At 61.7% G+C, this 23,995-nt stretch carries 22 protein-coding genes, 1 tRNA gene, 1 pseudogene and 1 riboswitch; of the genes and pseudogenes, 22 read left to right on the top strand and 2 right to left on the bottom strand.

Annotated features, from left to right (window positions below; genetic code table 11):
• On the bottom strand, nt 1–244 hold a 244-nt coding region (locus tag ROE7235_RS02785), incomplete at its 3' end, for a sll1863 family stress response protein (RefSeq protein WP_503128422.1).
• Nucleotides 245–388: 144 nt separating this feature from the next.
• Here ROE7235_RS02785 and ROE7235_RS02780 point away from each other — a divergent pair.
• The 6 genes from ROE7235_RS02780 to ROE7235_RS02755 all read left to right on the top strand — a co-directional run bounded on the left by ROE7235_RS02780 (nt 389) and on the right by ROE7235_RS02755 (nt 7,487).
• Nucleotides 389–766 carry a cupin domain-containing protein gene (locus ROE7235_RS02780; protein ID WP_121093126.1) on the top strand — a complete coding sequence of 126 codons (378 nt, stop codon included), beginning with the start codon at nt 389–391 and terminating at the stop codon, nt 764–766.
• Nucleotides 753–2,183: a dihydrolipoyl dehydrogenase gene (locus tag ROE7235_RS02775; RefSeq protein ID WP_074788144.1), complete on the top strand. Its 1,431-nt coding sequence runs from the start codon at nt 753–755 to the stop codon at nt 2,181–2,183. The genes ROE7235_RS02780 and ROE7235_RS02775 overlap by 14 nt, the downstream gene beginning before the upstream one ends.
• 206 nt (nt 2,184–2,389) lie before the next feature.
• On the top strand, nt 2,390–3,331 hold the full coding sequence (locus ROE7235_RS02770) for a cation diffusion facilitator family transporter (RefSeq protein ID WP_121093125.1): 942 nt from the start codon (nt 2,390–2,392) through the stop codon (nt 3,329–3,331).
• Between the two features lie 514 nt (nt 3,332–3,845).
• A complete protein-coding gene (locus ROE7235_RS02765) occupies nt 3,846–5,180 on the top strand; it encodes an NAD(P)-dependent oxidoreductase (protein WP_121093124.1) in 1,335 nt (444 codons plus the stop codon).
• 110 nt (nt 5,181–5,290) lie between these two features.
• Nucleotides 5,291–6,595 (top strand): NAD-dependent dihydropyrimidine dehydrogenase subunit PreA, encoded by a 1,305-nt coding sequence (gene preA, locus ROE7235_RS02760; protein WP_121093123.1) that lies wholly within the window; start codon nt 5,291–5,293, stop codon nt 6,593–6,595.
• Between the two features lie 31 nt (nt 6,596–6,626).
• Entirely contained in the window at nt 6,627–7,487 is an 861-nt protein-coding gene (locus ROE7235_RS02755; protein WP_183073288.1) for a DMT family transporter, read from the top strand.
• Here ROE7235_RS02755 and ROE7235_RS02750 read toward each other — a convergent pair.
• A complete protein-coding gene (locus ROE7235_RS02750) occupies nt 7,453–8,070 on the bottom strand; it encodes a TetR family transcriptional regulator C-terminal domain-containing protein (protein ID WP_121093121.1) in 618 nt (205 codons plus the stop codon). The two genes, ROE7235_RS02755 and ROE7235_RS02750, sit on opposite strands and share 35 nt — an antisense overlap.
• Nucleotides 8,071–8,256: 186 nt before the next feature.
• Here ROE7235_RS02750 and ROE7235_RS02745 point away from each other — a divergent pair, with 186 nt between their 5' ends.
• The 16 genes and pseudogenes from ROE7235_RS02745 to ROE7235_RS20915 all read left to right on the top strand — a co-directional run.
• A complete protein-coding gene (locus tag ROE7235_RS02745; RefSeq protein WP_121093120.1) occupies nt 8,257–9,504 on the top strand; it encodes a Zn-dependent hydrolase in 1,248 nt (415 codons plus the stop codon).
• A 144-nt stretch (nt 9,505–9,648) separates the two neighbouring features.
• The gene (locus ROE7235_RS02740; protein ID WP_121093119.1) at nt 9,649–9,933 is read left to right on the top strand and encodes a GIY-YIG nuclease family protein; all 285 of its coding nucleotides are present in this window, start codon (nt 9,649–9,651) and stop codon (nt 9,931–9,933) included.
• A gap of 55 nt (nt 9,934–9,988) precedes the next feature.
• Nucleotides 9,989–11,443, top strand: coding sequence for a dihydropyrimidinase (gene hydA / locus ROE7235_RS02735; RefSeq protein WP_121093118.1), 1,455 nt, complete (start codon nt 9,989–9,991; stop codon nt 11,441–11,443).
• Nucleotides 11,443–12,327 (top strand): dihydrodipicolinate synthase family protein, encoded by an 885-nt coding sequence (locus ROE7235_RS02730; RefSeq protein ID WP_121093117.1) that lies wholly within the window; start codon nt 11,443–11,445, stop codon nt 12,325–12,327. The genes hydA and ROE7235_RS02730 overlap by 1 nt, the downstream gene beginning before the upstream one ends.
• On the top strand, nt 12,324–13,100 hold the full coding sequence (locus ROE7235_RS02725) for an ABC transporter ATP-binding protein (RefSeq protein WP_121093116.1): 777 nt from the start codon (nt 12,324–12,326) through the stop codon (nt 13,098–13,100). The genes ROE7235_RS02730 and ROE7235_RS02725 overlap by 4 nt, the downstream gene beginning before the upstream one ends.
• A gap of 95 nt (nt 13,101–13,195) precedes the next feature.
• Nucleotides 13,196–14,128 (top strand): ABC transporter permease, encoded by a 933-nt coding sequence (locus ROE7235_RS02720; protein WP_121093151.1) that lies wholly within the window; start codon nt 13,196–13,198, stop codon nt 14,126–14,128.
• A complete protein-coding gene (locus tag ROE7235_RS02715) occupies nt 14,125–14,970 on the top strand; it encodes an ABC transporter permease (RefSeq protein ID WP_121093115.1) in 846 nt (281 codons plus the stop codon). The genes ROE7235_RS02720 and ROE7235_RS02715 overlap by 4 nt, the downstream gene beginning before the upstream one ends.
• Nucleotides 14,971–14,996: 26 nt before the next feature.
• Nucleotides 14,997–15,983, top strand: coding sequence for an ABC transporter substrate-binding protein (locus ROE7235_RS02710; RefSeq protein WP_370743415.1), 987 nt, complete (start codon nt 14,997–14,999; stop codon nt 15,981–15,983).
• 178 nt (nt 15,984–16,161) lie between these two features.
• Nucleotides 16,162–16,239, top strand: a riboswitch (SAM riboswitch).
• Between the two features lie 54 nt (nt 16,240–16,293).
• Nucleotides 16,294–17,475, top strand: a complete 1,182-nt coding sequence (gene metZ, locus ROE7235_RS02705; RefSeq protein ID WP_121093149.1) for an O-succinylhomoserine sulfhydrylase — start codon at nt 16,294–16,296, stop codon at nt 17,473–17,475.
• A gap of 102 nt (nt 17,476–17,577) precedes the next feature.
• A complete protein-coding gene (gene folE2, locus ROE7235_RS02700) occupies nt 17,578–18,669 on the top strand; it encodes a GTP cyclohydrolase FolE2 (RefSeq protein WP_121093114.1) in 1,092 nt (363 codons plus the stop codon).
• A gap of 80 nt (nt 18,670–18,749) precedes the next feature.
• Nucleotides 18,750–20,198, top strand: a complete 1,449-nt coding sequence (locus ROE7235_RS02695) for a TrkH family potassium uptake protein (protein WP_121093113.1) — start codon at nt 18,750–18,752, stop codon at nt 20,196–20,198.
• Nucleotides 20,199–20,207: 9 nt separating this feature from the next.
• The gene (locus tag ROE7235_RS02690) at nt 20,208–20,948 is read left to right on the top strand and encodes a glutamine amidotransferase (RefSeq protein WP_121093112.1); all 741 of its coding nucleotides are present in this window, start codon (nt 20,208–20,210) and stop codon (nt 20,946–20,948) included.
• A gap of 60 nt (nt 20,949–21,008) precedes the next feature.
• Nucleotides 21,009–21,084: transfer RNA gene (locus tag ROE7235_RS02685), tRNA-Thr, on the top strand.
• Nucleotides 21,085–21,211: 127 nt separating this feature from the next.
• On the top strand, nt 21,212–22,312 hold the full coding sequence (locus ROE7235_RS02680; RefSeq protein WP_370743419.1) for an ABC transporter permease: 1,101 nt from the start codon (nt 21,212–21,214) through the stop codon (nt 22,310–22,312).
• Nucleotides 22,312–23,091 carry an ABC transporter ATP-binding protein gene (locus tag ROE7235_RS02675; RefSeq protein WP_121093110.1) on the top strand — a complete coding sequence of 260 codons (780 nt, stop codon included), beginning with the start codon at nt 22,312–22,314 and terminating at the stop codon, nt 23,089–23,091. The genes ROE7235_RS02680 and ROE7235_RS02675 overlap by 1 nt, the downstream gene beginning before the upstream one ends.
• Nucleotides 23,092–23,094: 3 nt before the next feature.
• Nucleotides 23,095–23,427: pseudogene (locus tag ROE7235_RS20915) on the top strand (MlaD family protein); the annotation flags it as partial.
• Nucleotides 23,428–23,995: the final 568 nt, after the last annotated feature.

Raw genomic sequence — 23,995 nt, 5'->3', positions numbered from 1 at the left:
CGCAAGCCTCAAGCTCGAGGCGGGCTGGTGAGGAAAGAAAGTCAGGGCGGATCATAAGCAATAGCTGAATCGTTCCAAACCCAGCAGTCAAGTCAACAAATTCGGCTTCTGCAGGACTCGGAGTATAGTTGATCTTGGCGTCTGCCTCGGCCTCGTCGAGCTTGGCCTTCATCTTGTCGATCTCGGCGTTCCACTGGTCGATGCGCGCCTTGGCCTTCTCGATATACTGTTCGCGTTCGGACATTCATGATCTCCTTCTAATTTTGACCTGAAAAACCTGAGAAGTTGAAGCGTAGCTCACAGTTGGGTTTGCCCGACTGACTTGGGTTAGTGACGGCGCACATCTCTGACGTCCATCCTGTGGCTTTGAGTGATGGAGAAAGAATAGATGCCCGATACGGAAAAAATGACGCTGCCTGTCGTCGAACTCGCCCGCGAAAATAACGAGTTCCGCAAGGTCCTGTGGACCGGCGAAAAGACACAGCTGGTGCTGATGGCCATCTCCGTGGGCGGCGAGATCGGCGGCGAGGTGCATCAGGGGCACGACCAGATGCTCTACTTCGTCGCGGGCACAGGTGTGGCCAGGATTGGTGATGTGGAAACGAACATCGCCGATGGCGATGTCGGTATCGTGCCCTCGGGCGTCTTCCACAACTTCCGCAACACCGGGTCCGGGATGCTGAAACTGTTCACAACATACAGCCCGCCTGAGCATGAGCCGGGCACCGAGCACGCCACCAAGGCTGAGGCTGATGCAGACGAATAAGCCCATAAAAGTCGATACCGTCATCGTGGGCGCGGGGAGCGCCGGGCTGTCTGCGTTGCGCGAGGTGCGCCGCTATACCGACGATTTTCTTGTGGTGAACGACGGCCATTGGGGCACCACCTGCGCCGCCGTGGGCTGCATGCCGTCGAAGGCGCTGATCGAGGCGGCGCACGCGTTTCATCGGCGCTTGACCTTCGAGGAATTCGGCATTCAGGGCGCCGAGGGGTTGCGCGCCAACATCCCGGCCGTGCTCGCCCGTGTGCGCAGGATGCGTGACGGGTTCGTCAAAGGGCCGGAAAGCGTGCCAGACAAACTGGGCGACCGCGCCGTTTCAGGTCGCGCGCGGCTTCTGGGGCCTGGCCGGCTGGAGGTGAATGGCGACGAGATCGAGGCGCGCGCGATCATCCTCACGCCGGGCAGCCGCCCGGTGGTGCCCGGACCCTGGCGGACCTTCGGAGACCGGATCCTGACCACGGACAGCCTGTTCGAGCAGGATGACCTGCCCCGCCGCATCGCGGTGGTCGGCATGGGCGCAATCGGGGTCGAGATGGCCCAGGCCCTGGCCCGGTTGGGGCTGGATGTGGCCGGGTTCGACGCGGCCGAAACGCTGGCCGGCATTGACGACCGTCAGGTGCTGGAGGCTTTCCGTCCCTTGATCGAGGCCGAGATGGGCTTGCATACGGGCGCGTCCGCCGAACTCGAGGACGCGGGCGGCACGATCCGCGTGAGCGGCGCGGGCGGGGTCTTCAAAGCTGATGCCGTGCTGGTCGCGATCGGGCGTCGCCCCAACATCGACGGGCTGGGGCTGGACACGTTGGGCGTTCCGCTTGACGACAAGGGGATGCCCCGGATCGATCCCGCCACGCTGCGTATCGGCGAGATGCAAGTGTTTCTTGCCGGCGACGCGAACGGCTATCGTCCGCTGCTACACGAGTCTGCCGACGAGGGGCATATCGCCGGGCGCATGGCTGCACCGGATGCTTCGGATCACGGATTGTGTCGGCGTACGGCCCTGTCGATCGTGTTTTCATCGCCGCAGGTGGCGCGGGTCGGGCCACCTCTGTCGGATCTGGATGAAGACACCACTGTCTCGGGAAACGCGGATTTCTCGGATCAGCCGCGCGCCCGCATAGCCCAGACCGCCGCGGGCTTGCTGCGCCTTCACGCCGAGCGCGAGACCGGTCGGCTCCTGGCCGCCGAGATGTGCGTGCCAGCCGCCGAACACTTGGCGCACCTGCTGGCCCTCGCGGTCGAACGGCAGATGACGGTGGCGGACATGCTGGCCATGCCGTTCTACCATCCGGTGCTGGAGGAGGGTCTGCGCAGTGCCCTGCGCGACCTTGCGAAGGGTGTGGCGGCCGTCGGTGGCTCGGACCTGTCGGACTGCAAGCCGATGGGTCATGATGCCCTGGACTGACGCAGGCCCTGTCGTCCCGGCAAGATTGGCGTCTGCGATAATGGATGACCTTTAAGTCTTCCGGCGACTGGGACTCGCGGTGGCCATCGGGCTCCTATTCGGGCTCGAACGGGGCTGATCGGATGACACGCCCGCGCGATGGCCTATTTTTGCGAAGAGTGTCACGCGGTTGATAAAGACGACGTTAGGAGCGAAGCGAGCAAACGATGCCTCACGACCACGCCAGCGGTCATATCGACCCCAAGTCCGGTGACCGGCGCGTGTCCATCGCGATCTGGGCCAACGCGCTCCTGACCGTTGCACAGGTCATCGGCGGAGTCCTTTCGGGCAGCCTAGCCCTGATCGCCGATGCGCTGCACAATTTCTCCGATATGGCCTCGCTGGTCATCGCCTTTGCCGCGCGCAAGATCGCGCGGCGCCCCGCGGACGAGCGTATGACGTTCGGTTACGGCCGGATCGAGATCGTCGCGGCGCTGATCAACTACACCACGCTGATCCTCGTCGGATTCTATCTGATCTACGAGGGCAGCATGCGGATGATCGACCCGCCCGAGATCGTCGGCTGGACGGTGGTAATCTTGGGCGGCGTCGCACTGGTAGTGGACACGCTTACGGCGCTGCTCACCTATTCCATGCAGAAGGGCAGTGTGAACATCCGCGCGCTGTTTGTGCACAACCTGTCTGACGCGCTTTCTTCGGTCGCCGTGATCATTGGTGGCGCGATGATCATCCTCTACGACATGCGATGGGTGGACCCTGCGATCACCATCGGCATCGCGCTCTATATTCTCTACCTCGCTTTCACCGAGATCGGCGGCCCAATCCGGACTCTGATGCTCGGCAGCCCTCCAGACATCGACAATGGCGCGGTCGTCGCCGCCGTCCGCGAGGTCGACGGGGTGGCAGACATCCACCACGCCCATTTCTGGCAGATGGAGGAGCATGCTGTCGCATTCGACACGCACGTGGTTCTCAAGACAGGATCCTGGGATTGCCTGGAGGATATCAAGGACACGATAAAGCGAATGCTTGAGCGCGAATTCGGCATCACCCACTCGACGCTTGAGTTTGAGCGTGAGGACCGCGCCCACCAAAACGCCAGCCTCTATGGCCACGGGGCGAGCCGAGGAAAGCAAGATGGTGATTGATGCATTTTGCAGCTCGACGATGCAGCAGAAGGATAGTCTCCTGCGAGATATATTGAATAATTTACAAATAAAAACAATTACTTGATAGGCGGAGAAGGTTCGCTGCCAGTCGCGTTCCCTCCGCCACTTGCAATTCCGAGGCTATTGGATGCTGTACTTCGGCGCGGCAGCGTGGCCGGTATGCGGGGTCCGTATGCGCGTGGCACAAGCCCGCCCGTGGCCCTTACATGGCTTCAAGGCCGGGCTTGCAGGCTGTCGTAAACACTGTGTCGTCGATTTTTCTGCACAGGAAATGAGCATTTGCAGAGTCACGGTGGGTGGGGTGGTCTTGGCTGTTATCGCGGCGAGGGCAAATAGCTTTGCGGAAAATCACTATTTTCCAATCGCTTGCTTTGGAGGGCGACCACCCGTGCAGGGGGCTGTTTCCCGAAAGCGCGTATTTCAAAAATTTTACCATCTGGTCAGAGATGCCGATCTGTGCTCGACTATACAGAGTAGCCAACGGGAATCAGCCATGACGACACCGCAGCGAAGCGACGGAGTGCAACCGGGACGGTTGGAGCCATCCACCCTCGATCAGAACTTCCGCGATGCCTATCCGCCATACGACGCCCATGAAGCGGTCGTGGCCGCTGACAGGTGTTATTTCTGTCATGATGCGCCGTGCATCACGGCCTGTCCGACCGAAATCGACATTCCGTTGTTCATTCGGCAGATCGCCACGGGAACGCCGGATGCAGCGGCCCGCACGATCCTTGACCAGAATATCTTGGGCGGAATGTGCGCCCGGGTTTGCCCCACCGAAACCTTGTGTGAGCAGGCTTGCGTCCGCGAAGCGGCCGAGGGTAAGCCGGTCGAGATTGGTCAGCTTCAGCGGTATGCGACCGACACGCTCATGGCCAAAGACATACATCCGTTCAAGCGCGCCGCCCCGACCGGCAAGACCGTCGCTGTCGTTGGGGCCGGCCCTGCGGGTCTGGCCTGCGCGCATCGGTTGGCGCTGCATGGGCATGACGTGGTGATCTTCGAGGCGCGCGCGAAGGGCGGGGGCCTGAACGAATTCGGGATCGCCGCGTATAAATCGACCGATGATTTCGCGCAGCGCGAATTGAACTGGCTTTTGCAGATCGGCGGGATCGAGATCCGCTATGACCAGCGGTTGGGACAACAGACGAGCTTGCAAGCCTTGCGGGATGCCTATGACGCGGTCTTTCTTGGCATGGGATTGACGGGTGTGAACGCATTGGGCCTTGCCGGAGAGGAGACAGGGCATGCTGAGGATGCCGTTGATTTCATTGCAGAGTTGCGGCAGGCGCAGGAGCTTGGCGCATTGCCAATAGGGCGGCGCGTGGTGGTCATTGGCGGCGGTATGACCGCAATTGACGCAGGCGTGCAAGCCAAGCTGCTGGGCGCGGAAGAGGTCAGCATTGTCTATCGGCGTGGTCAGGACGCGATGTCTGCATCGCGCCATGAGCAGGAACACGCACAACGCAAGGGGGTGCGCCTGATCTGCAACGCGGCGCCCGTCGGGATAGAGGGCAATGGCACTCTGACCGGTGTGACCTTTGCCTATACCGAAATGCAGGGCGGCAAGCTGGTGACAACGGAAGACAGGTTCACGTTGCCCGCCGATCAGGTGTTCAAAGCTATCGGCCAGACGCTTGCGGGGGTGCCTGACGGGCTTGCGTTGGACGGGCGCAAGATCGCGGTGTCCGAAACCGGCGCAACCTCGATCAAGGGGGTCTGGGCCGGGGGCGACTGCGCGGCCGGTGGCGATGATCTGACCGTCACGGCTGTCGCCGAAGGCCGTGATGCGGCCGAAGATATGCACCGCAGCCTGATGGGGTGACACCTGTCCCGGGCCTGACCCGGGACCTCTGGACCAAGAGGCCCCGGATCAAGTCCGGGGCGCAACACGCAAGGCCGAACCGACGCATCCACAGACAGGGAGTTGCCGCCATGGCTGACCTAACCACGGACTTTCTGGGCATCAAAAGCCCCAACCCTTTCTGGCTGGCCTCTGCCCCGCCGACCGACAAGGAATACAACGTCCGCCGCGCCTTTGACGCAGGCTGGGGCGGTGTTGTCTGGAAAACACTCGGGGCCGAAGGGCCGCCCGTGGTCAATGTCAATGGCCCGCGCTACGGCGCGATCTGGGGCGCAGACCGGCGGCTTCTGGGTCTGAACAACATCGAGTTGATCACGGACCGGCCCTTGCAGACCAACCTTGAAGAAATCGCGCGGGTGAAGGCGGATTACCCTGATCGCGCAATGATCGTGTCGCTCATGGTGCCCTGCGACGAGGAGTCGTGGAAAGCGATCCTGCCGCGCGTGGCGGAAACCGGCGCAGACGGGATAGAGCTGAATTTCGGCTGCCCGCACGGCATGAGTGAGCGTGGCATGGGTGCGGCCGTGGGCCAGGTGCCCGAATATGTCGAAATGGTCACGCGCTGGTGCAAGATGTATTACGACAAGCCGGTGATCGTGAAGCTGACGCCCAACATCGCCGATATTCGCGGCCCTGCGCGCGCGGCCAAGAATGGCGGGGCCGATGCGGTGTCGCTGATCAACACGATCAATTCCATCACCGGGGTCAACCTAGACAGCATGAGCCCCGAGCCGATGATTGACGGGCGCGGCACACATGGCGGCTATTGCGGCCCTGCGGTGAAACCGATTGCCCTGAACATGGTCGCCGAAATCGCCCGCGATGCCGAAACGCTCGGTCTGCCGATTTCCGGTATCGGCGGCGTGACAACATGGCGTGACGCGGCAGAGTTTATCAGCCTTGGCGCGGGCAATGTGCAGGTTTGCACGGCGGCCATGACCTACGGCTTCAAGATCGTCCAAGAGATGATCTCTGGCCTCAGCCAGTGGATGGATGAGAAGGGCTACACCTCTGTCGAGCAGGTGGTGGGCCGTGCCGTGCCAAACGTGACTGATTGGCAGTATCTGAACCTGAACCATGTGACCAAGGCGCGGATCGACCAAGACCTTTGTATCAAATGCGGGCGTTGCTATGCCGCCTGCGAGGACACCTCGCATCAGGCGATTTCCATGTCGCCCGACCGCGTGTTCGAAGTGATGGATGATGAATGCGTCGCCTGTAACCTGTGCGTGAATGTCTGCCCGGTGGAAGACTGTATCACCATGGAGGTGTTGCAGCCCGGCGCGATGGACGAACGCACCGGCAGTGTTGTGGAAGACACCTATGCCAACTGGACGACCCATCCGAACAACCCTTCGGCCAAGGCTGCTGAATAGCTTGGCAACCGAAGCGCAAGGCCATGCGGCGATGCTGCTGTTTTCGCTGCTGGTCTCGCTCAGTTTCTTCTTCGGGCATTTCATTGCTGGCGATATCGACCCCGGTGTGCTGATGGCCCTGCGCTTCGCCGTCGCGGCGTTTATGTTGTGGGGTCTGCTGCTATGGTTGCGTGTGGCCCCGGTCTGGGCGCGGTTCTGGCGCTTTGCCTTGGTGGGCGCGCTGATGGCGATCTACTTCATCACCATGTTCGAGGCTTTGGCGCGCACTACAGCGGTATCCACCGCCGCCGTGTTTACGCTGACCCCGCTTATGGCCGCAGGGTATGGCTGGCTGATCCTGCGCCACAATACCGGGCCTTGGGTTTTGGCGGCGCTGCTGATCGGGGCGGCGGGGGCAGTCTGGGTCATTTTCCGTGCCGACCTTGCCGCATTGTTGAGGTTCGAGATCGGCACGGGCGAGGCGATCTTCTTTTTCGGCGCGCTCGCCCATGCCGCCGTGCCCGCCCTGTTGCGCCGCTATTGCCAAGACGTGTCGCCGCTGCAATCTTCGTTCGGGACAACGGTTGGTGCGCTTTTGGTCACATGGGTCTATGCCGCGCCAGAAGCCATGATCACGCCGTTTCTGGACCTGCCCGCGCGCGTCTGGTGGGTGCTGGCCTATCTTGCCATTGTCACAACAGCGCTGACCTTTTTCCTGCTGCAATACGCATCCAAACGCCTGCCGCCCGCCAAGGTCATGGCCTATACCTACCTTGTGCCGACGTGGGTTGTGGCGTGGGACATCAGCGCCGGACGTTGGCCCGCAAGCCCGATCCTGTTCGGCATCGCGGCCACGTTGATTGCATTGCTGATGCTGCTCAGGGTCGAAGTGCCCGCACGAAAAACTCCGTAAGAAACGCATCCGCCTCGTCATAGAGGCCTGCTTTGCGGTCTGGGCCCAGCACCGCCTCGACCTGAATGTCGAAATCCGCATAGTGCTGTGTCATTGCCCAGATCGAGAAGATCAGGTGATGCGGGTCGATCTTGGCAATCTTGCCCTCGGCGCTCCAGCCAGCGATCAGGGCCGCCTTGTCATCGACCAGCGCCTTCAGGTCGCCCGACAGTTGCGGGCGCATACGCGGGGCACCGTGCAGGATCTCTGTCGCGAACATTTTGCTTTCGCGCGGCATGTCTTGGCTCATCCGTAGCTTTCGCCGCATGTAGGTCAAGATTGCGGCCAGAGGGTCCGCATCCTCGGACAGGTCGCGCAGAGGCTGCACCCAAACCTCCAGCAGGCTTTGCAAAAGCTCCGTGTAGATCGCGTCTTTGCTGCCGAAATAATAGACAACATGCGGCTTTGACATGCCGGCCTTGTCGGCGATTTTCTCCAGTGTCGCGCCGCGCAAGCCGTCTTCGGCAAAAGCCTCCAGCGCGGCCGCCAGAATGACTTCGCGTTTCTGGCGCTGGATGCGGGTCACCTTGCGGGGGCTGTTCATGCGTGCTGTCGCCTTTCCAATTCAAGCTGCCCAAGTTGAGAGCAGCATTCAACCATTTCACACGACCTTGCAGTATTTTTCTGTCCAAATGGTCAAAAATTGTTGACCTGAGGCCAAGTGCTGGCCCACGCTTGCCAAAGCCAGTGACGCCGGTAACGGAATCTCACCTGCCAAGAGGGACAAGACATGCGCAACGGCCAGAATTTCCGCATAGATCCGGAGCGGCTCTGGGACAGCCTGATGGAGATGGCCAAGATCGGCCCCGGTATCGCCGGCGGCAACAATCGCCAGACGCTGACCGACGCCGATGCCGAAGGTCGCGCATTGTTCCAGTCATGGTGTGACGCGGCAGGCCTGACCATGGGCGTCGATACGATGGGCAATATGTTCGCAACGCGGCCCGGCACCGACCCAAACGCGCTGCCGGTCTATATGGGCAGCCATCTGGATACCCAGCCTACGGGCGGCAAGTATGATGGGGTTCTGGGGGTTCTGGGCGGTCTGGAAGTTGTGCGCACGCTGAACGATCTGGACATACAAACCAAGCACCCCATCGTCATCGTCAACTGGACCAACGAGGAAGGCACACGCTTCGCGCCCGCCATGCTGTCCTCGGGGGTGTTTATCGGCAAGCACACGCAGGCTTGGGCGTATGACCGGGTTGATGCCGAGGGCAAAAGCTTTGGCGACGAGTTGAAGCGCATTGGCTGGGTTGGCGAGGAGCCGGTCGGCACGCGCAAGATGCATGCCATGTTCGAGTTGCATATCGAACAAGGGCCGATTCTGGAGGCCGAGGGCAAGGATGTCGGCGTCGTAACCCACGGTCAGGGGCTGCGCTGGATCGAATGCACGGTGACGGGCAAGGAAAGCCATACCGGGTCAACGCCGATGCATATGCGCAAGAACGCGGGGCGCGGGTTGGCGCTGGTGACGGAACTGGTGCACGAGATCGCGATGGCGAACCAACCCGGTGCCGTTGGCGCGATCGGGCATATCGACGTCTACCCCAATTCGCGCAACATCATCCCCGGCAAAGCCGTGTTCACGGTCGATATGCGCACACATATTCTGGACAAGCTGAACGCCATGGTGGCCGAGTTGATGGAGCGCGCGCCGAAGCTTTGTGACGAGATCGGGGTGGAGTTCGATTGCCATATCGTCGGCCAGTTCGACCCGCCCGCGTTTGACGAAGGCTGTGTCGCGGCCGTGCGGGCGGCGGCCGAGGAACTGGGCTACAGCCACATGGACATCGTCTCGGGCGCGGGGCATGACGCCTGCTGGATCAACGATGTGGCACCAACTGCGATGATCATGTGCCCTTGCGTCGACGGATTGTCGCATAACGAGGCCGAGGATATCACCAAGGACTGGGCGAAAGCGGGCACCGATGTGCTATTGCACGCGGTGCTGAACACGGCGGAGATTGTGGAGTGAGCACCCAAGGAACGCAGCCCGCCCCGGCCTTGAGCCGGGGCCTTGCGCCAAGCTTGCTGGCAGGGGAAATTTGGACAAGAGGCCCCGGCTCAAGGCCGGGGCGGGCTTCAAGGTTTATTAACCTCGGTGCGCCATGCTTCCGCCATGTCGCATTACGTCTACATCATGGCCTCTCGTCCCGGCGGTGCGCTCTACACGGGCCGCACAACCGATTTGCAGCGTCGCGTCGCGGCCCATCGTGCTGGGCTGAGCACGCATACGGCCAAGTACAACATCAAGACACTTGTCTGGTTCGAACCGCACGACGACTTCGAGCAATCGTTGCGTCGAGAGCGCGCGATCAAACGTTGGCGGCGCGGCTGGAAGATTGCTCTGATTACCGAGTTCAACCAAAACTGGAAAGACATGGCACACGCCATACCAGACTAGCGGGGCGCAAGGCCCCGGATCAAGTCCGGGGCGGGTGCCGTAGAGGAGGCACCCCATGACCACAGTCATCAAGAACGGCACCATCGTCACGCATGACCTGACCTACAAGGCCGATGTGCTGATCGAGGGTGGCAAGATCGCCCAGATCGGCCCGAACCTGACGGGCGATACAGCACTTGACGCCACCGGCGCCTATGTCATGCCCGGCGGAATTGACCCGCATGTGCATCTGGAAATGCCCTTCATGGGCACCTATTCGACCGATGATTTCGAATCCGGCACCCGCGCGGCGCTGGCGGGCGGCACGACGATGGTGGTGGATTTCTGTCTGCCCAACCAGGGCGAAAGCCTGCTTGATGCGATCAAGCGCTGGGACAACAAATCCACCCGCGCGAATTGCGATTATTCGTTCCACATGGCCGTGACATGGTGGGGCGAGCAGGTGTTCAACGACATGAAAACCGTGATCGAAGAGCGCGGGATCAACACGTTCAAGCATTTCCTCGCCTACAAAGGCGCGTTGATGGTGAATGATGACGAACTTTATTCCTCGTTCAACCGTCTGTCGGAATTGGGCGGGATTGCCATGGTCCATGCCGAAAACGGCGATGTGGTGGCCGAACTTGCGGCCAAGCTGAAGGCGGCGGGCAATACCGGGCCAGAGGCGCATGCTTATTCCCGCCCGCCGCAGGTCGAGGGCGAGGCCACCAACCGCGCCATCATGATCGCCGATATGGCAGGTGTGCCGCTCTACGTTGTCCACACCTCTTGCGAGGAAAGCCACGAGGCCATCCGCCGCGCGCGCCAGCAAGGAAAGCGTGTCTGGGGCGAGCCCCTGATCCAGCACCTGACGCTGGATGACAGCGAGTATTTCAACCCCGATTGGGACCATGCCGCGCGCCGCGTGATGTCGCCACCTTTCCGCAACAAGCAGCATCAGGACAGCCTGTGGGCCGGGCTGCAATCCGGGTCGCTCTCGGTTGTCGCCACGGATCATTGCGCCTTTACCACCGAGCAGAAGCGCTACGGTGTTGGTGATTTCACCAAGATTCCCAATGGCACCGGCGGGCTGGAAGACCGGATGCCAATGCTCTGGACACACGGGGTCGAAACCGGGCGGCTGACGATGAACGAGTTCGTGGCCGTCACGTCGACCAATATCGCCAAGATCCTCAATTGCTACCCGCGCAAAGGTGCGATTGCCGTGGGCGCGGATGCCGATATCGTCGTCTGGGATCCGGCCAAGACTAAGACAATCAGCGCAAGCGCGCAGCAATCTGCCATTGATTACAATGTGTTCGAGGGCAAAGAGGTGAAAGGCCTGCCGCGCTTCACGCTGACACGCGGGCAGGTCGCCATTCATGACGGCGAGGTGCGCACGCAGGAAGGCCACGGCCAGTTCGTCAAGCGCGCCGGAAACGGTGTGACAAACCGCGCGCTGAGCACGTGGAAAGACCTGACAGCCCCGCGCCCCGTGCAACGGACGGGAATTCCCGCGACGGGGGTGTGATGCTGTCCGGTTTGTCGGCATTCCCGCTGACGCCAATGGATCAGGATGGGGTGGTTGACACCGATCATCTTGGTCGATTGGTCGCCCGGCTTGCTGGCTCTGGCGTGGACTCCATCGGGGTTCTCGGCTCGACCGGAAGCTATATGTATCTGAGCGCCGACCAACGCGCGCGTGCGATCTCTGCGGCGGTTGAAGCCGCCGGCAATATTCCGGTTCTGGCCGGGGTTGGCGCGCTCCGGACGTCTGATGTGGTCAGCCATGTGCGCGCAGCAGAGCGCGCAGGTGCCGCCGCCGCTTTGCTGGCCCCGGTGTCTTACCTACCCCTGAGCGATGCAGATTTCGCCGGGCTGGTTGCGGATGTCACGGCGGTGTCTGCGCTGCCCATATGCCTGTACAACAATCCGGGCACGACGCATTTCACCATCAGCGAGGATCTTGTCGCGACGCTTGCCGCCAATCCGCAGGTGGTGGCTGTAAAGAACCCGGCCCCCGCGACGTCGGCTGCGGCACAGGCCCAGATCGCGTTTTTGCGCCGCAAGACTCATGATGGCTTTGTCATTGGCTATTCAGGTGATGCGCTTATCCATGTCCCGCTTGGGGCAGGCGCGGATGCTTGGTATTCCGTCATTGCCGGGGTCTTGCCGGATTTGGCGCTTGCGATCTGGAGCGCGCGCGGCGACGATACGCGCCTATGTGCTGAACATGCCAAGGCAGCCGCGCTTTGGGAAGTGTTCAAAACCTATGGTGCAATTCGTGTTGCCCCGCATATTCTGGATCTTTTGGGGCTTGGTCCCGCCCCGCTTCCACGTCCGTTGCAGCCTTTGTCCCATGACATCATAGCCCAAATTGACGCGGCCCTTGATGCAATGAAAGTCCCGGCATGAGTGCAGTTATTTCAGCGGAGAACCTGTCGCTGACCTTCCAGACCAATGATGGCCCGGTCCATGCGCTGAAAGACGTGGACCTGACAATCGACAAGGGCGATTTCGTCTCTTTCATCGGGCCGTCGGGGTGCGGCAAGACGACTTTCCTGCGGTGCATCGCGGGGTTGGAGACACCGACCGCGGGCACACTGAGCGTTAATGGCATGGCCCCGGATGAGGCCCGCCGGAAGCGCGCCTATGGCTATGTGTTCCAAAGCGCGGGGCTGTATCCCTGGCGCACGATCGGCGGCAATATCCGCCTGCCGCTGGAAATTATGGGCTACGCGAAGTCCGACATGGTCGACCGCGTGCAGCATGTGCTGAAACTGGTCGAGCTTGACGGGTTCGAAAAGAAATTTCCGTGGCAGCTTTCGGGGGGGATGCAGCAGCGGGCCTCTATCGCGCGCGCACTGGCGTTTGATGCGGATATCCTGTTGATGGACGAACCGTTCGGCGCGTTGGACGAAATCGTCCGCGACCACCTGAATGAGCAACTTCTGAAGCTCTGGGCCAAGACCGGCAAGACCGTGGCGTTTGTCACGCATTCCATCCCCGAAGCGGTCTACCTGTCGACCAAGATCGTGGTGATGAGCCCGCGACCGGGGCGGATCAGCGATGTGATCGACAGCACGCTTCCGCGCGAGCGCCCGCTGGATCTGCGCGAATCGCCGGAATTTCTGGCATTGTCACACCGGGTGCGCGAAGGGCTGCGCGCGGGGCATAGCTATGACTAGGGCCTGTGCGATTCCCGCCCCGGCCTTGAGCCGGGGCCTTGCGGCCCAGCTTCGACACGCGAGGCCCCGGATCACGTCCGGGGCAGGTGGCGCCCATGCGTAACCTGTTGCCGATCCTGACGGTGCTGGGCGGCATTCTGGTGCTCTGGTATCTGTCGGTCGCGCCCATGAATATCCGCGTGGCGCTGGATCAGGCCGAACGGGCAGGGGCTGACATCGTGCCCGAAGGGTCGGTCGAGCGGCGTGCGGTGCCCGCATGGCGTTTGATGGCGGATAATCGCGACCATGTCCGCGCAGGCTACCAGCTTGACCGCCCGCGTCTGCCGACGCCTGCGCAGGTCGGGCAGGAGTTGTGGAAAACCACCGGCGAGATGGCGCTTAATGGCCGCGCTTGGTCCAAGCGTTCGCTTATCTATCACGCATGGATCACGCTGCACTCCACGCTGTGGGGGTTTGCGCTGGGCACGGCGGTCGGCATTCTTGGGGCGGTCGCAATTGTCTACAGCCGGGTCGCGGATATGAGCCTGATGCCTTGGGCGATCATCAGCCAGACCATTCCCATCGTCGCCTTGGCCCCCATGATCATCGTTGTATCATCGCAACTGGGGGTCGAGGGACGGGGGCTGCCGAAAGCGATCATCTCGGCCTATCTGTGTTTCTTTCCGGTTCTGGTCGGCATGGTCAAAGGGCTACGGGCGCCCGAAACCAGCCAGCTAGACCTTCTGAAAACCTATGACGCCAATGGCTGGCAGAGCTTTTTCAAACTGCGCCTGCCGGCGTCTTTGCCATTTCTGTTCACGTCGCTCAAGGTCGGGGTTGCGGCGGCGCTGGTCGGCACAATCGTCGGAGAGTTGCCGACAGGGGCCATTTCCGGCTTGGGCGCGCGCATCCTGATCGGCGATCAGTTCGGCACGCCGCTGGCCATCTGGTCAGCCCTGTTCGCCGCTGCCATCCTTGCGGGCCTTCTGGTGACGCTGCTTGATCTGGTGCAACGCTTGGCGCTGGGACGGATGGGAGCGCGCGCATGACGGCCCTTGTCCTTGCCTTGGTGTTCTGGATCGCGGCTTGGGGCTGCAACATCTGGCTGGCCAATTCGCGCTGGCGGGACACGCGTGCCGTGCGGATTATCGTGCCGGTTCTGTTCGGCGTGACCTTGCTGGTTTTGTGGGAAGGCATCGTACAGGGTCTGGATGTCAGTCAGGTGATCCTGCCGCCACCCAGTCTTGTGGCGCAGACGTTTGCGACCTCTCTCGACATACTCTGGACCGATTTCGTACAAACCGTGGTGAAGGGCGCGTTCCGCGGCTTTGCCATCGGGGCGGTGGCGGCGTTTTTATGCGCCATCGCCATCGACCGCTCGGCGTTTCTGACACGGGGCCTGCTGCCCATCGGCAATTTCCTTGCCGCCCTGCCCATCGTGGGTGTTGCCCCGATCATGGTCAACTGGTTCGGGTTCGACTGGCAATCGAAGGCGGCGGTTGTGGTCGTGATGGTCTTTTTCCCGATTCTGGTAAACACGGTGCAGGGCCTGAAGAGCAGCGAGGCGATGCAACGCGACCTGATGCGCACCTACGCGGCCAGCTATACCCAGACGCTGTTCAAGCTGCGCTTGCCTGCCGCCATGCCGTTCATCTTCAACGGATTGAAGATTGCCACGACATTGGCCCTGATCGGCGCTATAGTTGCTGAATATTTCGGCTCTCCGACCCGCGGTATGGGTTTTCGTATCTCGACCGCCGTCGGCAGCTTGTCGATTGATCTCGTTTGGGCTGAAATTGCCGTCGCAGCAATGGTGGGCACAAGTGCTTATGGCGTCATGGCGTGGATCGAACGCCGGGTGACATTCTGGCACCCATCGCATCGCAACTAAAACCATAACCAGCAAGGGGGAAGACCATGAAACTGAAAACAACACTGACCGGAGCGGCACTGTCGCTTGTCGCGGGAACGGCGCTGGCCGCCGATGATGTCTCGCTTCAACTCAAATGGGTCACGCAGGCCCAGTTCGCGGGCTACTATGTCGCGCTCGAGAACGGGTTCTACGAGGAAGAAGACCTGAACGTCACCATCCTGCCCGGCGGTCCTGATATCGCACCGACGCAGGTTCTGGCCGGGGGCGGCGCGGATGTGACCGTCGAATGGATGCCCGCCGCGCTGGCTGCGCGGGAAAAGGGGCTTCCGATGGTCAATATCGCCCAGCCGTTCAAGTCGTCGGGCATGATGCTGACCTGCCGCAAGGATGCCGGGATCGAAACCATTGACGATTTCGCGGGCAACACGCTTGGCGTTTGGTTCTTCGGCAACGAATTCCCGTTCCTGAGCTGGATGAGCCAGCTTGGCCTGTCGACCGATGGCGGCGAGTCCGGGGTCGAGGTTCTGCGACAGGGCTTCAACGTGGACCCGTTGCTGAACGGGCAGGCGGCCTGCATTTCGACCATGACCTATAATGAATACTGGCAGGTCATCGACGCGGGCCTGACCCCCGACGATCTGGTCTTGTTCAAGTATGAGGATCAGGGCGTCGCGACACTGGAAGACGGTCTGTATGTGCTGGAAGAGAACCTTGCCGATCCGGCCTTTGTTGACCGGATGGAGCGTTTTGTGCGCGCGTCCATGCGCGGCTGGAAATGGGCCGAGGAGAACCCCGAAGATGCCGCGATGATCGTGTTGGAATACGACCAGACCGGCGCGCAGACCGAGCAGCATCAAATCCGCATGATGGGTGAGGTTGCCAAGCTGACCGCAGGGTCCAACGGGTCGCTTGACGTCGCGGATTACGAGCGGACGGTGGCGTCGCTTCTGGCAGGCGGCTCCGACCCCGTCATCACCGAGCAGCCCGAAGGTGCATGGACCCATGCCATCACCGACGCGGCACTGAACTGATCGAATACAGGGCGGGGGACAGTCCCCGCCCTGTCTACACCCCTGTTCCGCGACATGCCCCATCGGCATCCCGTGCCGCATCAACGGCCATGTTCCCGAGTTTTCCGGCCTGACCCAACCCCGCACCGGCGATTGACGCGCCTGCCGCTTGGCGGTATGCACCCCGTGTGACGCGTAGTTGCGGCACCGTGGCGATTTGTCACCCGATTGCGGGCCACGTTAATCACACCGCTAAAGAGGTCTGGGCCAGCCCCCGACCTGCTTCAGGTTCGGGGGTTTTTGCGTGGCCGCAGGGCCGATGGGGAATGACATGAGCCAAGACTGGAACACACGCACGAAGCTCGTGCATCAGGGCGCGCGCCGCAGCCAATATGGCGAGGTGGCCGAGGCTATCTATATGACACAAGGCTTCGTCTACCCGACAGCCGAAGCCGCCGAAGCGCGGTTTCTGGGCGCAGGGCCGGACGAGTTCATTTATGCGCGCTACGGCAACCCGACCGTGGCCGCGTTCGAAGACCGCATTGCCGCCATAGAGGGCTGCGAAGACGCGTTCGCCACCGCCTCTGGCATGGCCGCCGTGTCCGGTGCGCTGATGGCAATGCTGCGCGCGGGCGACCATGTGGTCGCGGCACGGGCGCTGTTCGGGTCGTGCCTGTATATTCTGGAAAACGTTCTGGCCCGCTACGGGGTCGAGATTTCCTTTATCGACGGCACCGATCTGGACGCGTGGCGCGCCGCAGTCCGGCCCGACACAAAGGCTGTGTTTCTGGAAAGCATGTCCAACCCCACGCTAGAGGTTATCGACCTGCGCGGCGTGGCGCAGATTGCCCATGCCGTGGGCGCGACGGTGGTGGTGGACAATGTGTTTGCCACCCCCGTTTTCAGCCGCGCCGTAGAGATGGGGGCCGATGTGGTGATCTATTCCGCCACCAAGCATATCGACGGGCAGGGGCGTGCGCTGGGTGGCGTGATCTGCGGAACCCGCGAGTTTATTCGCGGCACGGTCGAGCCCTATATGAAGCACACCGGCGGCGCGCTTTCGCCGTTCAACGCGTGGGTGATGCTGAACGGAATGGCAACGCTGGACCTGCGCGTGCGCGCGCAAGCCGCCAATGCCCAAGCCATTGCCGAAGCGTTGCAGGATGATACGCGGTTGGCGCGGGTAATCTATCCCGGGCTGCCCGATCACCCGCAACACGCGATTGCCGTCGACCAGATGTCCGGTTTTGGCACGGTGCTGGCGCTGGACGTGGCAGGCGGACAAGATGCGGCGTTCAAGCTGCTGAATGCCCTGAATATTATCGTGATATCCAACAATCTTGGCGATGCGCGTTCGATCGCGACGCATCCGGCGACCACCACGCACCAGCGCCTTCCCGACGACCAGAAGGCACTATTGGGGATAACCCCCGGCCTGATCCGGCTATCCGTCGGCCTGGAAGATGCAACCGACCTGATTGCGGACCTACGCGCCGCGCTTGGCGCGATCTAGGCGAAAGGTGTCGCGAAAAGGGGCGCCTCGGCCATGAAAAAAGTGGAAAAGCACGATTGGGCGCTTACCTTTAGGTCCGACAGACAGGAAGGACGATCCAAGATGAACGTGCATGTCCCAGGCCTAGAACAGACCCCATCGGAAGCAGAGGCCGAAGCCGCGCTGGAAACCCTGCGCCGCTTTGCCGATGGTGCTTCCGGCGATGCGCGCGCGCGGGTCGAGGCGGCGGCAACCAGCCTGTTGCCCGCCACCAGCTATCCCGACCTGAACCGCGATTACCCAGAAGGGTTTCGCGCGGATGCCGCGTATAAAGCGGGTCTGCCCGACCTTCAGAACGGCCCTGCCAGCCTGATCGTGGGCGCAAAAGCCCCGATCCAGCATGTTGGCATTTCGAATTTCCGGCTGCCCATCCGGTATCACACCCGCGACAATGGTGATCTGACGCTGGAAACCTCTGTCACCGGGTCCGTCAGCCTGGAGGCCGAGAAGAAGGGCATCAACATGTCGCGCATCATGCGCAGCTTCTATGGCCACGCAGAGCGCACGTTCAGCGCGGATGTGGTGCGCGCCGCACTGGAGGATTACAAGGCCGATCTGGAGAGTTTCGACGCCCGCATCATGATGCGGTTCAGCTTTCCGGTGAAGGTGGAAAGCCTGCGTTCTGGCCTGCACGGCTACCAGTATTACGATATCGCCATGGAAGTAGTGGACCGCGCGGGCGTGCGCCAGACCTTCATGCATCTGGATTATGTGTATTCCTCGACCTGCCCGTGTTCGCTGGAACTGAGCGAACATGCCCGCGCCACGCGCGGGCAGTTGGCGACGCCGCATTCCCAGCGTTCCGTCGCGCGGGTGTCTGTGCAGGTTTTGCCCGGCAACAAGCTTTGGTTCGAGGATTTGATTGACCTGTGCCGTGCCGCCGTGCCCACCGAAACACAGGTCATGGTCAAGCGCGAGGACGAACAGGCCTTTGCCGAGTTGAACGCGGCCAACCCGATTTTCGTGGAAGATGCCGCGCGCAGCTTTTGCGAGCAACTCGACGGCGATGCGCGCATCGGCGATTTTCGGGTGGTTGCCAGCCATCAGGAAAGCCTGCACAGTCACGATGCCGTCAGCGTCCTGACGCATGGTGACACGTTCGAGTCCGAAAGCTTGGACCCGCGCTTGTTCGCGAGCCTGTTTCATGTTGGCTAAGCACGACAAAAACTGCGGCTAGGTCGCGGCGGCGATTGCGCGCTTGACAGCCGGGCGCGCAGCGACAAAGGCTGCGCGCTATGTTGGACCTGCGCCCTGTCATATACCTGATCGGCGTGCTCACCCTGACAGTGGGCGCGCTGATGTTGTTGCCCATGGCGCTGGATCTGAGCGCGGGCAATCCCAACTGGCGTGCATTTGCCGAAGGGAGCTTTCTGACCTGCCTTGTCGGCGCGGTTCTGGCCGGGGCGACCCGCAACGCGCTGGGGCAGGGGTTGGGCCGTCGGCAGTCCTTTCTGATGGCGACCAGTCTGTGGCTGGTCCTGCCCGGTTTCGCGGCCATGCCATTCATGTTCGGCGCGCCCAATGTCGGCTGGACCGATGCTTATTTCGAGGCGCTGTCGGGCATGACCACGACCGGCACCACGGTGTTCGTGGGGCTGGATGACATGCCGCGCGGGGTTCTGCTGTGGCGGTCCATGCTGCAATGGCTGGGCGGGCTGGGTATTGTCGTGGTGGCGCTGGTCTTTCTGCCGGTGCTGCGCGTCGGCGGTATGCAGCACTTCCAGTCCGAAGGGTTCGACACGCTCGGCAAGGTGATGCCGCGGGTCTATGATATCTCGCTCGGGCTGCTTCAGATCTACATCTCGCTCACGCTCTTTGCCGTGATTGCGTATATGGGCTTTGGCATGAGCGGTTTTGACGCGCTCAACCACGGCATGACCACGATTGCGACGGGCGGGTTTTCGACCACCGACCAGTCCTTTTCGGCATTTCAGGGGCCGCTGGAATATGTCGGCGCGCTTTTCATGGTGCTCGCCGGTTTGCCCTTCATTCGCTACATCCAGCTTCTGGGGGGCGATCCTTGGGCCTTGTGGCGCGATGTTCAGGTGCGCGCGTTCCTGCGCTGGATCGGCTACGCGGTGGCCGTGGTCATCCTGTACCGCATGGCCACGGGCGAGGGCGCGTTCTTGGATGTGTTGCGCGGCACCCTGTTCAATGTGATCACGTTGTTCACCGGCACCGGCTATGGCAGCGAGGATGTGGCCGGTTGGGGTGATTTCCCATTGATGGTGGTCATGCTGGTCGGTTTCATCGGGGCCTGCACGGCATCAACCGGTTGTTCGATCAAGGTGTTCCGCTTTCTGGTTCTTTTCGAAGCGATCAAGCTGCGGATGCGCCAACTTGGAAGCCCGCATCAGGTGATCGCGCTGCGCTTGGGCGGCAAACGGCTGGAAGAGGATGTTGTCTCTTCCGTGATCGTAATGTTCACAGCCTTTGCATTGGCCTTTGTGCTGCTTTCGGCTGCTTTGGCATTGTCCGGGTTGGACACGCGCACGGCGCTGACCGCCGCCTGGACCGCGATTTGCAATGTCGGACCGGCTTATGGGCCAGAGGTGGGGCCAACGGGCGCGGTTGACCAGTTTTCCACTGCGGCCAAATGGCTGATGATCCTTGGCATGTATCTGGGGCGTCTGGAACTGCTGGCCGTTCTTGTCTTGTTGATGCCCCGCTTCTGGAGAGGATAGGCCGCCTGAATGAAACCGTTCATTATCATTCAGTTACGGCCCGAAGCTGATGTTGCGGATGATGAGTTCGCCGCCATTTTGCGGCGTGCCCGTCTGACCGCAGGCGATGTGCGCCGCATCCGGCTGGAGCGCGAGACGCTGCCCGAAGATCTGGACCTTGCGGCTTATAGTGGCGTGATCGTTGGCGGTGGCCCCGGCTGTGTCAGCGACCCGCCCGACCGCAAAACCCCGATGGAGGCGCGGATAGAGGCGCAGATCCTTGGTCTTATGCCGCGCATTGCCGACAGCCGGACGCCATTTCTGGGGTGCTGCTACGGCATTGGCATTCTGGGCCGGTATCTGGGCGCGCCGGTGTCGCAAGAGCATCATTCCGAACCTGTCGGCCCGATCATCTGCACGCGCCGTCCCGAGAGTGCGGGCGACCCCTTGCTAGAGGGCGTGCCGGAGCAAATGACCGCGCTTGTCGGCCATAAAGAGGCGATGGACGCTTTGCCAGCGGGTGCGGTGCACCTGCTGCACGGGGCGCGCTGCCCCATCCAAATGCTGCGATATGGCGACCGAATCTATGCCACGCAGTTCCACCCCGAAGCCGATGGTGCAAATTTCGCCCTGCGCATTCGCGTCTACAAGGACAAGGGCTATTTCGACCCGACCCAAGCCGACAGCCTGATCGCGGCCTGTGACGGCGTGCAGACGGAAGCGTCAGGCCGGGTGTTGGCGAATTTCGTGCGCCATTTCGTACGCGATTAGCCATTGCGCTTGCGATCCCCGATTGCGCCCGCGCAGCCTTTGGGCTAAATCCCGCCCCACGCCGGCATAGCTCAGTTGGTAGAGCAGCGGTTTTGTAAACCGAAGGTCGGGGGTTCAAGTCCCTCTGCCGGCACCATGAAGCCCAGATTTGCGGATAATCCCGGCAGCCCGTGTCTGACAGCGGCGGCAGGCATGGCAGCGCGGCGCTTGGCCCTATATACACAAGGGCGACTCGGACCCTTTGCAAAGGACAGGTCTTGACCGTGGCAACCGACCCCGAAACCGTGACAACCTCTCCCGTGTTGGAGCGGGATGGCGGCGTGTGGCGGTTGTCTGGGGTGTTGACGGTGCGCAACGTATCAGCGCTGGCCGCAGAGCTGCCACGCGCCCAAGGCGCGCTGGACCTGTCAGGGCTTACACGGCTGGACACGGCCGGGGCCTATTTGTTGCACAGCCATTCCGGCGCGCTGGAACTGACAGGTCTGCGCCCCGACCATGCGGCACTGCTGGACCGTGTGGCGGGGACCATTCCGCAGCCGCCAGACCCGTCGCGCCACCCATTGACCGCTGCGCAGATCCTGGAACGGATCGGGCGGATGGTCGCCAATGCGGGCGGTTTCCTTGTAGAAATTACTGACATGCTGGGCTTGTTTCTGGCGCGTCTGGGCCGCATCGCCCGCCATCCCGGTCAGTTGCCGATGACGGCGTTGGTGCACCATGCCGATCAGGTGGGATGGCGGGCGATTCCCATCGTATCGCTCATGTCGTTCCTGATTGGTGTGGTGCTGGCCTTTCAGGGCGCGGTGCAGTTGCGCCAGTTCGGGGCAGAAATCTTCGTCGTGGACCTGATTTCGATCTCGATCCTGCGCGAACTGGGCATCTTGCTGACCGCGATCATTGTGGCGGGGCGCACCGCGTCCAGCTTTACCGCCGCAATCGGGTCCATGAAGATGCGCGAAGAGATCGACGCCATGCGCACCTTGGCGATTGATCCGGCCATGGTGCTGTTTGTGCCGCGCATTCTGGCGCTGCTGATCACGCTGCCCATTCTGGGGCTGGTGGCCAATGTCATGGGCCTGTTCGGCGGCGCGCTTATGTCCTGGATCGAACTGGGTATTTCGCCCGCCGTCTTTCTGACCCGCCTGCTGGAAGAGACGGGCACCAACCATGTGCTTGTCGGGTTTGTCAAAGCGCCGGTTTTTGCCATCATCATTGGCGTGATCGGCTGTCATGCCGGTATGCAGGTGCGCGGCAATGCCGAAAGCCTTGGCGCGCAGACCTCCTCCGCCGTGGTCCGCGCGATTTTTGCGGTTATTCTGGCCGATGCGCTGTTTTCCGTCTTTTTCGCGATGATGGATATCTGATGACACGCGATGTGGTCATAAAACTCCGCGGTTTGCGCAACGCCTTCGGGGCGGACGTGGTGCATGACAATCTCGACCTCGATGTACATCGCGGCGAAGTGCTGGGCGTGGTCGGCGGCTCTGGCACGGGCAAATCCGTGCTGCTGCGCTGCATTGCAGGGCTGCGTCCGCCGCAGGCGGGCAGCATAGAGATTTTCGGTCAGGACGCGCTGAACTGCTCGGAAACCGCGCGCCGCGCGATTGACCAGCGCATGGGCGTCATGTTTCAGGATGGCGCACTGTTTTCCAGCCTGACGGTGCGCGAGAATGTCGAAGTGCCGATGCGCACGATCGACGGGCTGGATGCCGGATTGCGCCGCGAACTGGCCGATCTGAAAATCGCCATGTCGGGCCTGCCCTACAAGGCGGGTGACAATTACCCGTCGGAACTGTCGGGCGGCATGCGCAAACGCGCGGGGCTGGCGCGGGCGCTCGCACTCGACCCTGAAATCGTGTTTCTGGACGAACCCACGGCGGGGCTGGACCCGATCGGCGCCTCTGCTTTCGACGAATTGATCCGCGGACTTAGCCGCGCAATGGGGCTGACCGTGTTCATGGTCACGCATGATCTGGACAGCCTGCACGCCTGCTGCGACCGAATCGCGGTTTTGGCTGACCGGCGGGTGAAGTATACTGGCACGATGGAAGAGATGCTCGAGATCGACCACCCATGGGTGCATGAATACTTCCACGGGCCGCGCGCGCGCGCCGCGATCGCCACCAAGGACAAGGTCAGCTAACCCATGGAAACCAAGGCAAATTATGTTCTGATCGGGGTGTTCGCACTGCTGGGCTTTTTCGGTGTGATGGGCTTTTTCCTAGCCTTTGGCAAGGTCCAGTTCGACCAGCAATATGCCTATTACGACGTCCGATTCGACAGCGTTTCCGGACTGTCGCCCGCTGCGGATGTGCGCTTTGCCGGTCTGCCCGTAGGGCGCGTGACCGATATTCGCCTGTCGCCCGATCAGGATGGCACTGTCTTGGTCTCGCTGGAAGTGCAGCGCGATGCGCCGGTGCGCGCCGATACCGTCGCCGTGGTCGACAGCTCCGGCATTACCGGTGTGTCCTATATCGCGCTGTCGGCTGGCAGCCCCGATGCGCCGCTCATCAACAACCGCGAGGATGTGCCCGAACTGCAAGCGGGGCGCTCGACCATTCAGTCGCTCACCGAAGGTGCGCCGCGCATTCTGGACGAAGCCTTGCAGGTTGTCGAACAGGTCAACCAGCTTTTGGGCGAGGAAAACCGCTCAAGGGTCCAGAATATATTGATAAACCTAGAGACATCATCGGGCGAGATTTCGCGCGCACTAGACAGTTTCGCAGGGTTTACCGACACGGTTCAAGCCGCGACCGTGACCTTTGCAGAATTTGCAGATAATCTTGAGCCGATCCTGCTACAGGCCGAAACAACATTGGAAAGCCTGCAATTTGCCGTCGATGAGGGTGCTTTGGTTGCGACCAACGCCCGCATCGCGTTCGAGACCGGGACACAAACGTTGGAAACCGTAGATCAGTTTGTGGCCCGTGATCTTACCGAAATGGTCGCACAGCTGCGGGACGATGCCACGGCCCTGCGCGGGGAATTGGAAACCGCCAGCCAAGAGGCAACGACCATGTTCGCCGACCTGTCGCGCACAGGCCGGG

Source organism: Roseinatronobacter ekhonensis, assembly GCF_900499075.1.
Taxonomy (GTDB): domain Bacteria; phylum Pseudomonadota; class Alphaproteobacteria; order Rhodobacterales; family Rhodobacteraceae; genus Roseinatronobacter; species Roseinatronobacter ekhonensis.
Note: the sequence above shows the minus strand (reverse complement) of the source record. Positions and strands in the feature narration are given on the sequence as shown.

Coding starts and splice junctions, on each gene's coding strand:
- ROE7235_RS02710 (WP_370743415.1), top strand. CDS start 14,997: ATGAAACTGAAAACAACACTGACCGGAGCGGCACTGTCGCTTGTCGCG.
- ROE7235_RS02750 (WP_121093121.1), bottom strand. CDS start 8,070: ATGAACAGCCCCCGCAAGGTGACCCGCATCCAGCGCCAGAAACGCGAA.
- ROE7235_RS02765 (WP_121093124.1), top strand. CDS start 3,846: ATGACGACACCGCAGCGAAGCGACGGAGTGCAACCGGGACGGTTGGAG.
- ROE7235_RS02725 (WP_121093116.1), top strand. CDS start 12,324: ATGAGTGCAGTTATTTCAGCGGAGAACCTGTCGCTGACCTTCCAGACC.
- preA (WP_121093123.1), top strand. CDS start 5,291: ATGGCTGACCTAACCACGGACTTTCTGGGCATCAAAAGCCCCAACCCT.
- folE2 (WP_121093114.1), top strand. CDS start 17,578: ATGAACGTGCATGTCCCAGGCCTAGAACAGACCCCATCGGAAGCAGAG.
- ROE7235_RS02740 (WP_121093119.1), top strand. CDS start 9,649: ATGTCGCATTACGTCTACATCATGGCCTCTCGTCCCGGCGGTGCGCTC.
- ROE7235_RS02715 (WP_121093115.1), top strand. CDS start 14,125: ATGACGGCCCTTGTCCTTGCCTTGGTGTTCTGGATCGCGGCTTGGGGC.
- metZ (WP_121093149.1), top strand. CDS start 16,294: ATGAGCCAAGACTGGAACACACGCACGAAGCTCGTGCATCAGGGCGCG.
- ROE7235_RS02730 (WP_121093117.1), top strand. CDS start 11,443: ATGCTGTCCGGTTTGTCGGCATTCCCGCTGACGCCAATGGATCAGGAT.
- ROE7235_RS02695 (WP_121093113.1), top strand. CDS start 18,750: ATGTTGGACCTGCGCCCTGTCATATACCTGATCGGCGTGCTCACCCTG.
- hydA (WP_121093118.1), top strand. CDS start 9,989: ATGACCACAGTCATCAAGAACGGCACCATCGTCACGCATGACCTGACC.
- ROE7235_RS02675 (WP_121093110.1), top strand. CDS start 22,312: ATGACACGCGATGTGGTCATAAAACTCCGCGGTTTGCGCAACGCCTTC.
- ROE7235_RS02770 (WP_121093125.1), top strand. CDS start 2,390: ATGCCTCACGACCACGCCAGCGGTCATATCGACCCCAAGTCCGGTGAC.
- ROE7235_RS02720 (WP_121093151.1), top strand. CDS start 13,196: ATGCGTAACCTGTTGCCGATCCTGACGGTGCTGGGCGGCATTCTGGTG.
- ROE7235_RS02780 (WP_121093126.1), top strand. CDS start 389: ATGCCCGATACGGAAAAAATGACGCTGCCTGTCGTCGAACTCGCCCGC.
- ROE7235_RS02745 (WP_121093120.1), top strand. CDS start 8,257: ATGCGCAACGGCCAGAATTTCCGCATAGATCCGGAGCGGCTCTGGGAC.
- ROE7235_RS02690 (WP_121093112.1), top strand. CDS start 20,208: ATGAAACCGTTCATTATCATTCAGTTACGGCCCGAAGCTGATGTTGCG.
- ROE7235_RS02775 (WP_074788144.1), top strand. CDS start 753: ATGCAGACGAATAAGCCCATAAAAGTCGATACCGTCATCGTGGGCGCG.
- ROE7235_RS02755 (WP_183073288.1), top strand. CDS start 6,627: ATGCTGCTGTTTTCGCTGCTGGTCTCGCTCAGTTTCTTCTTCGGGCAT.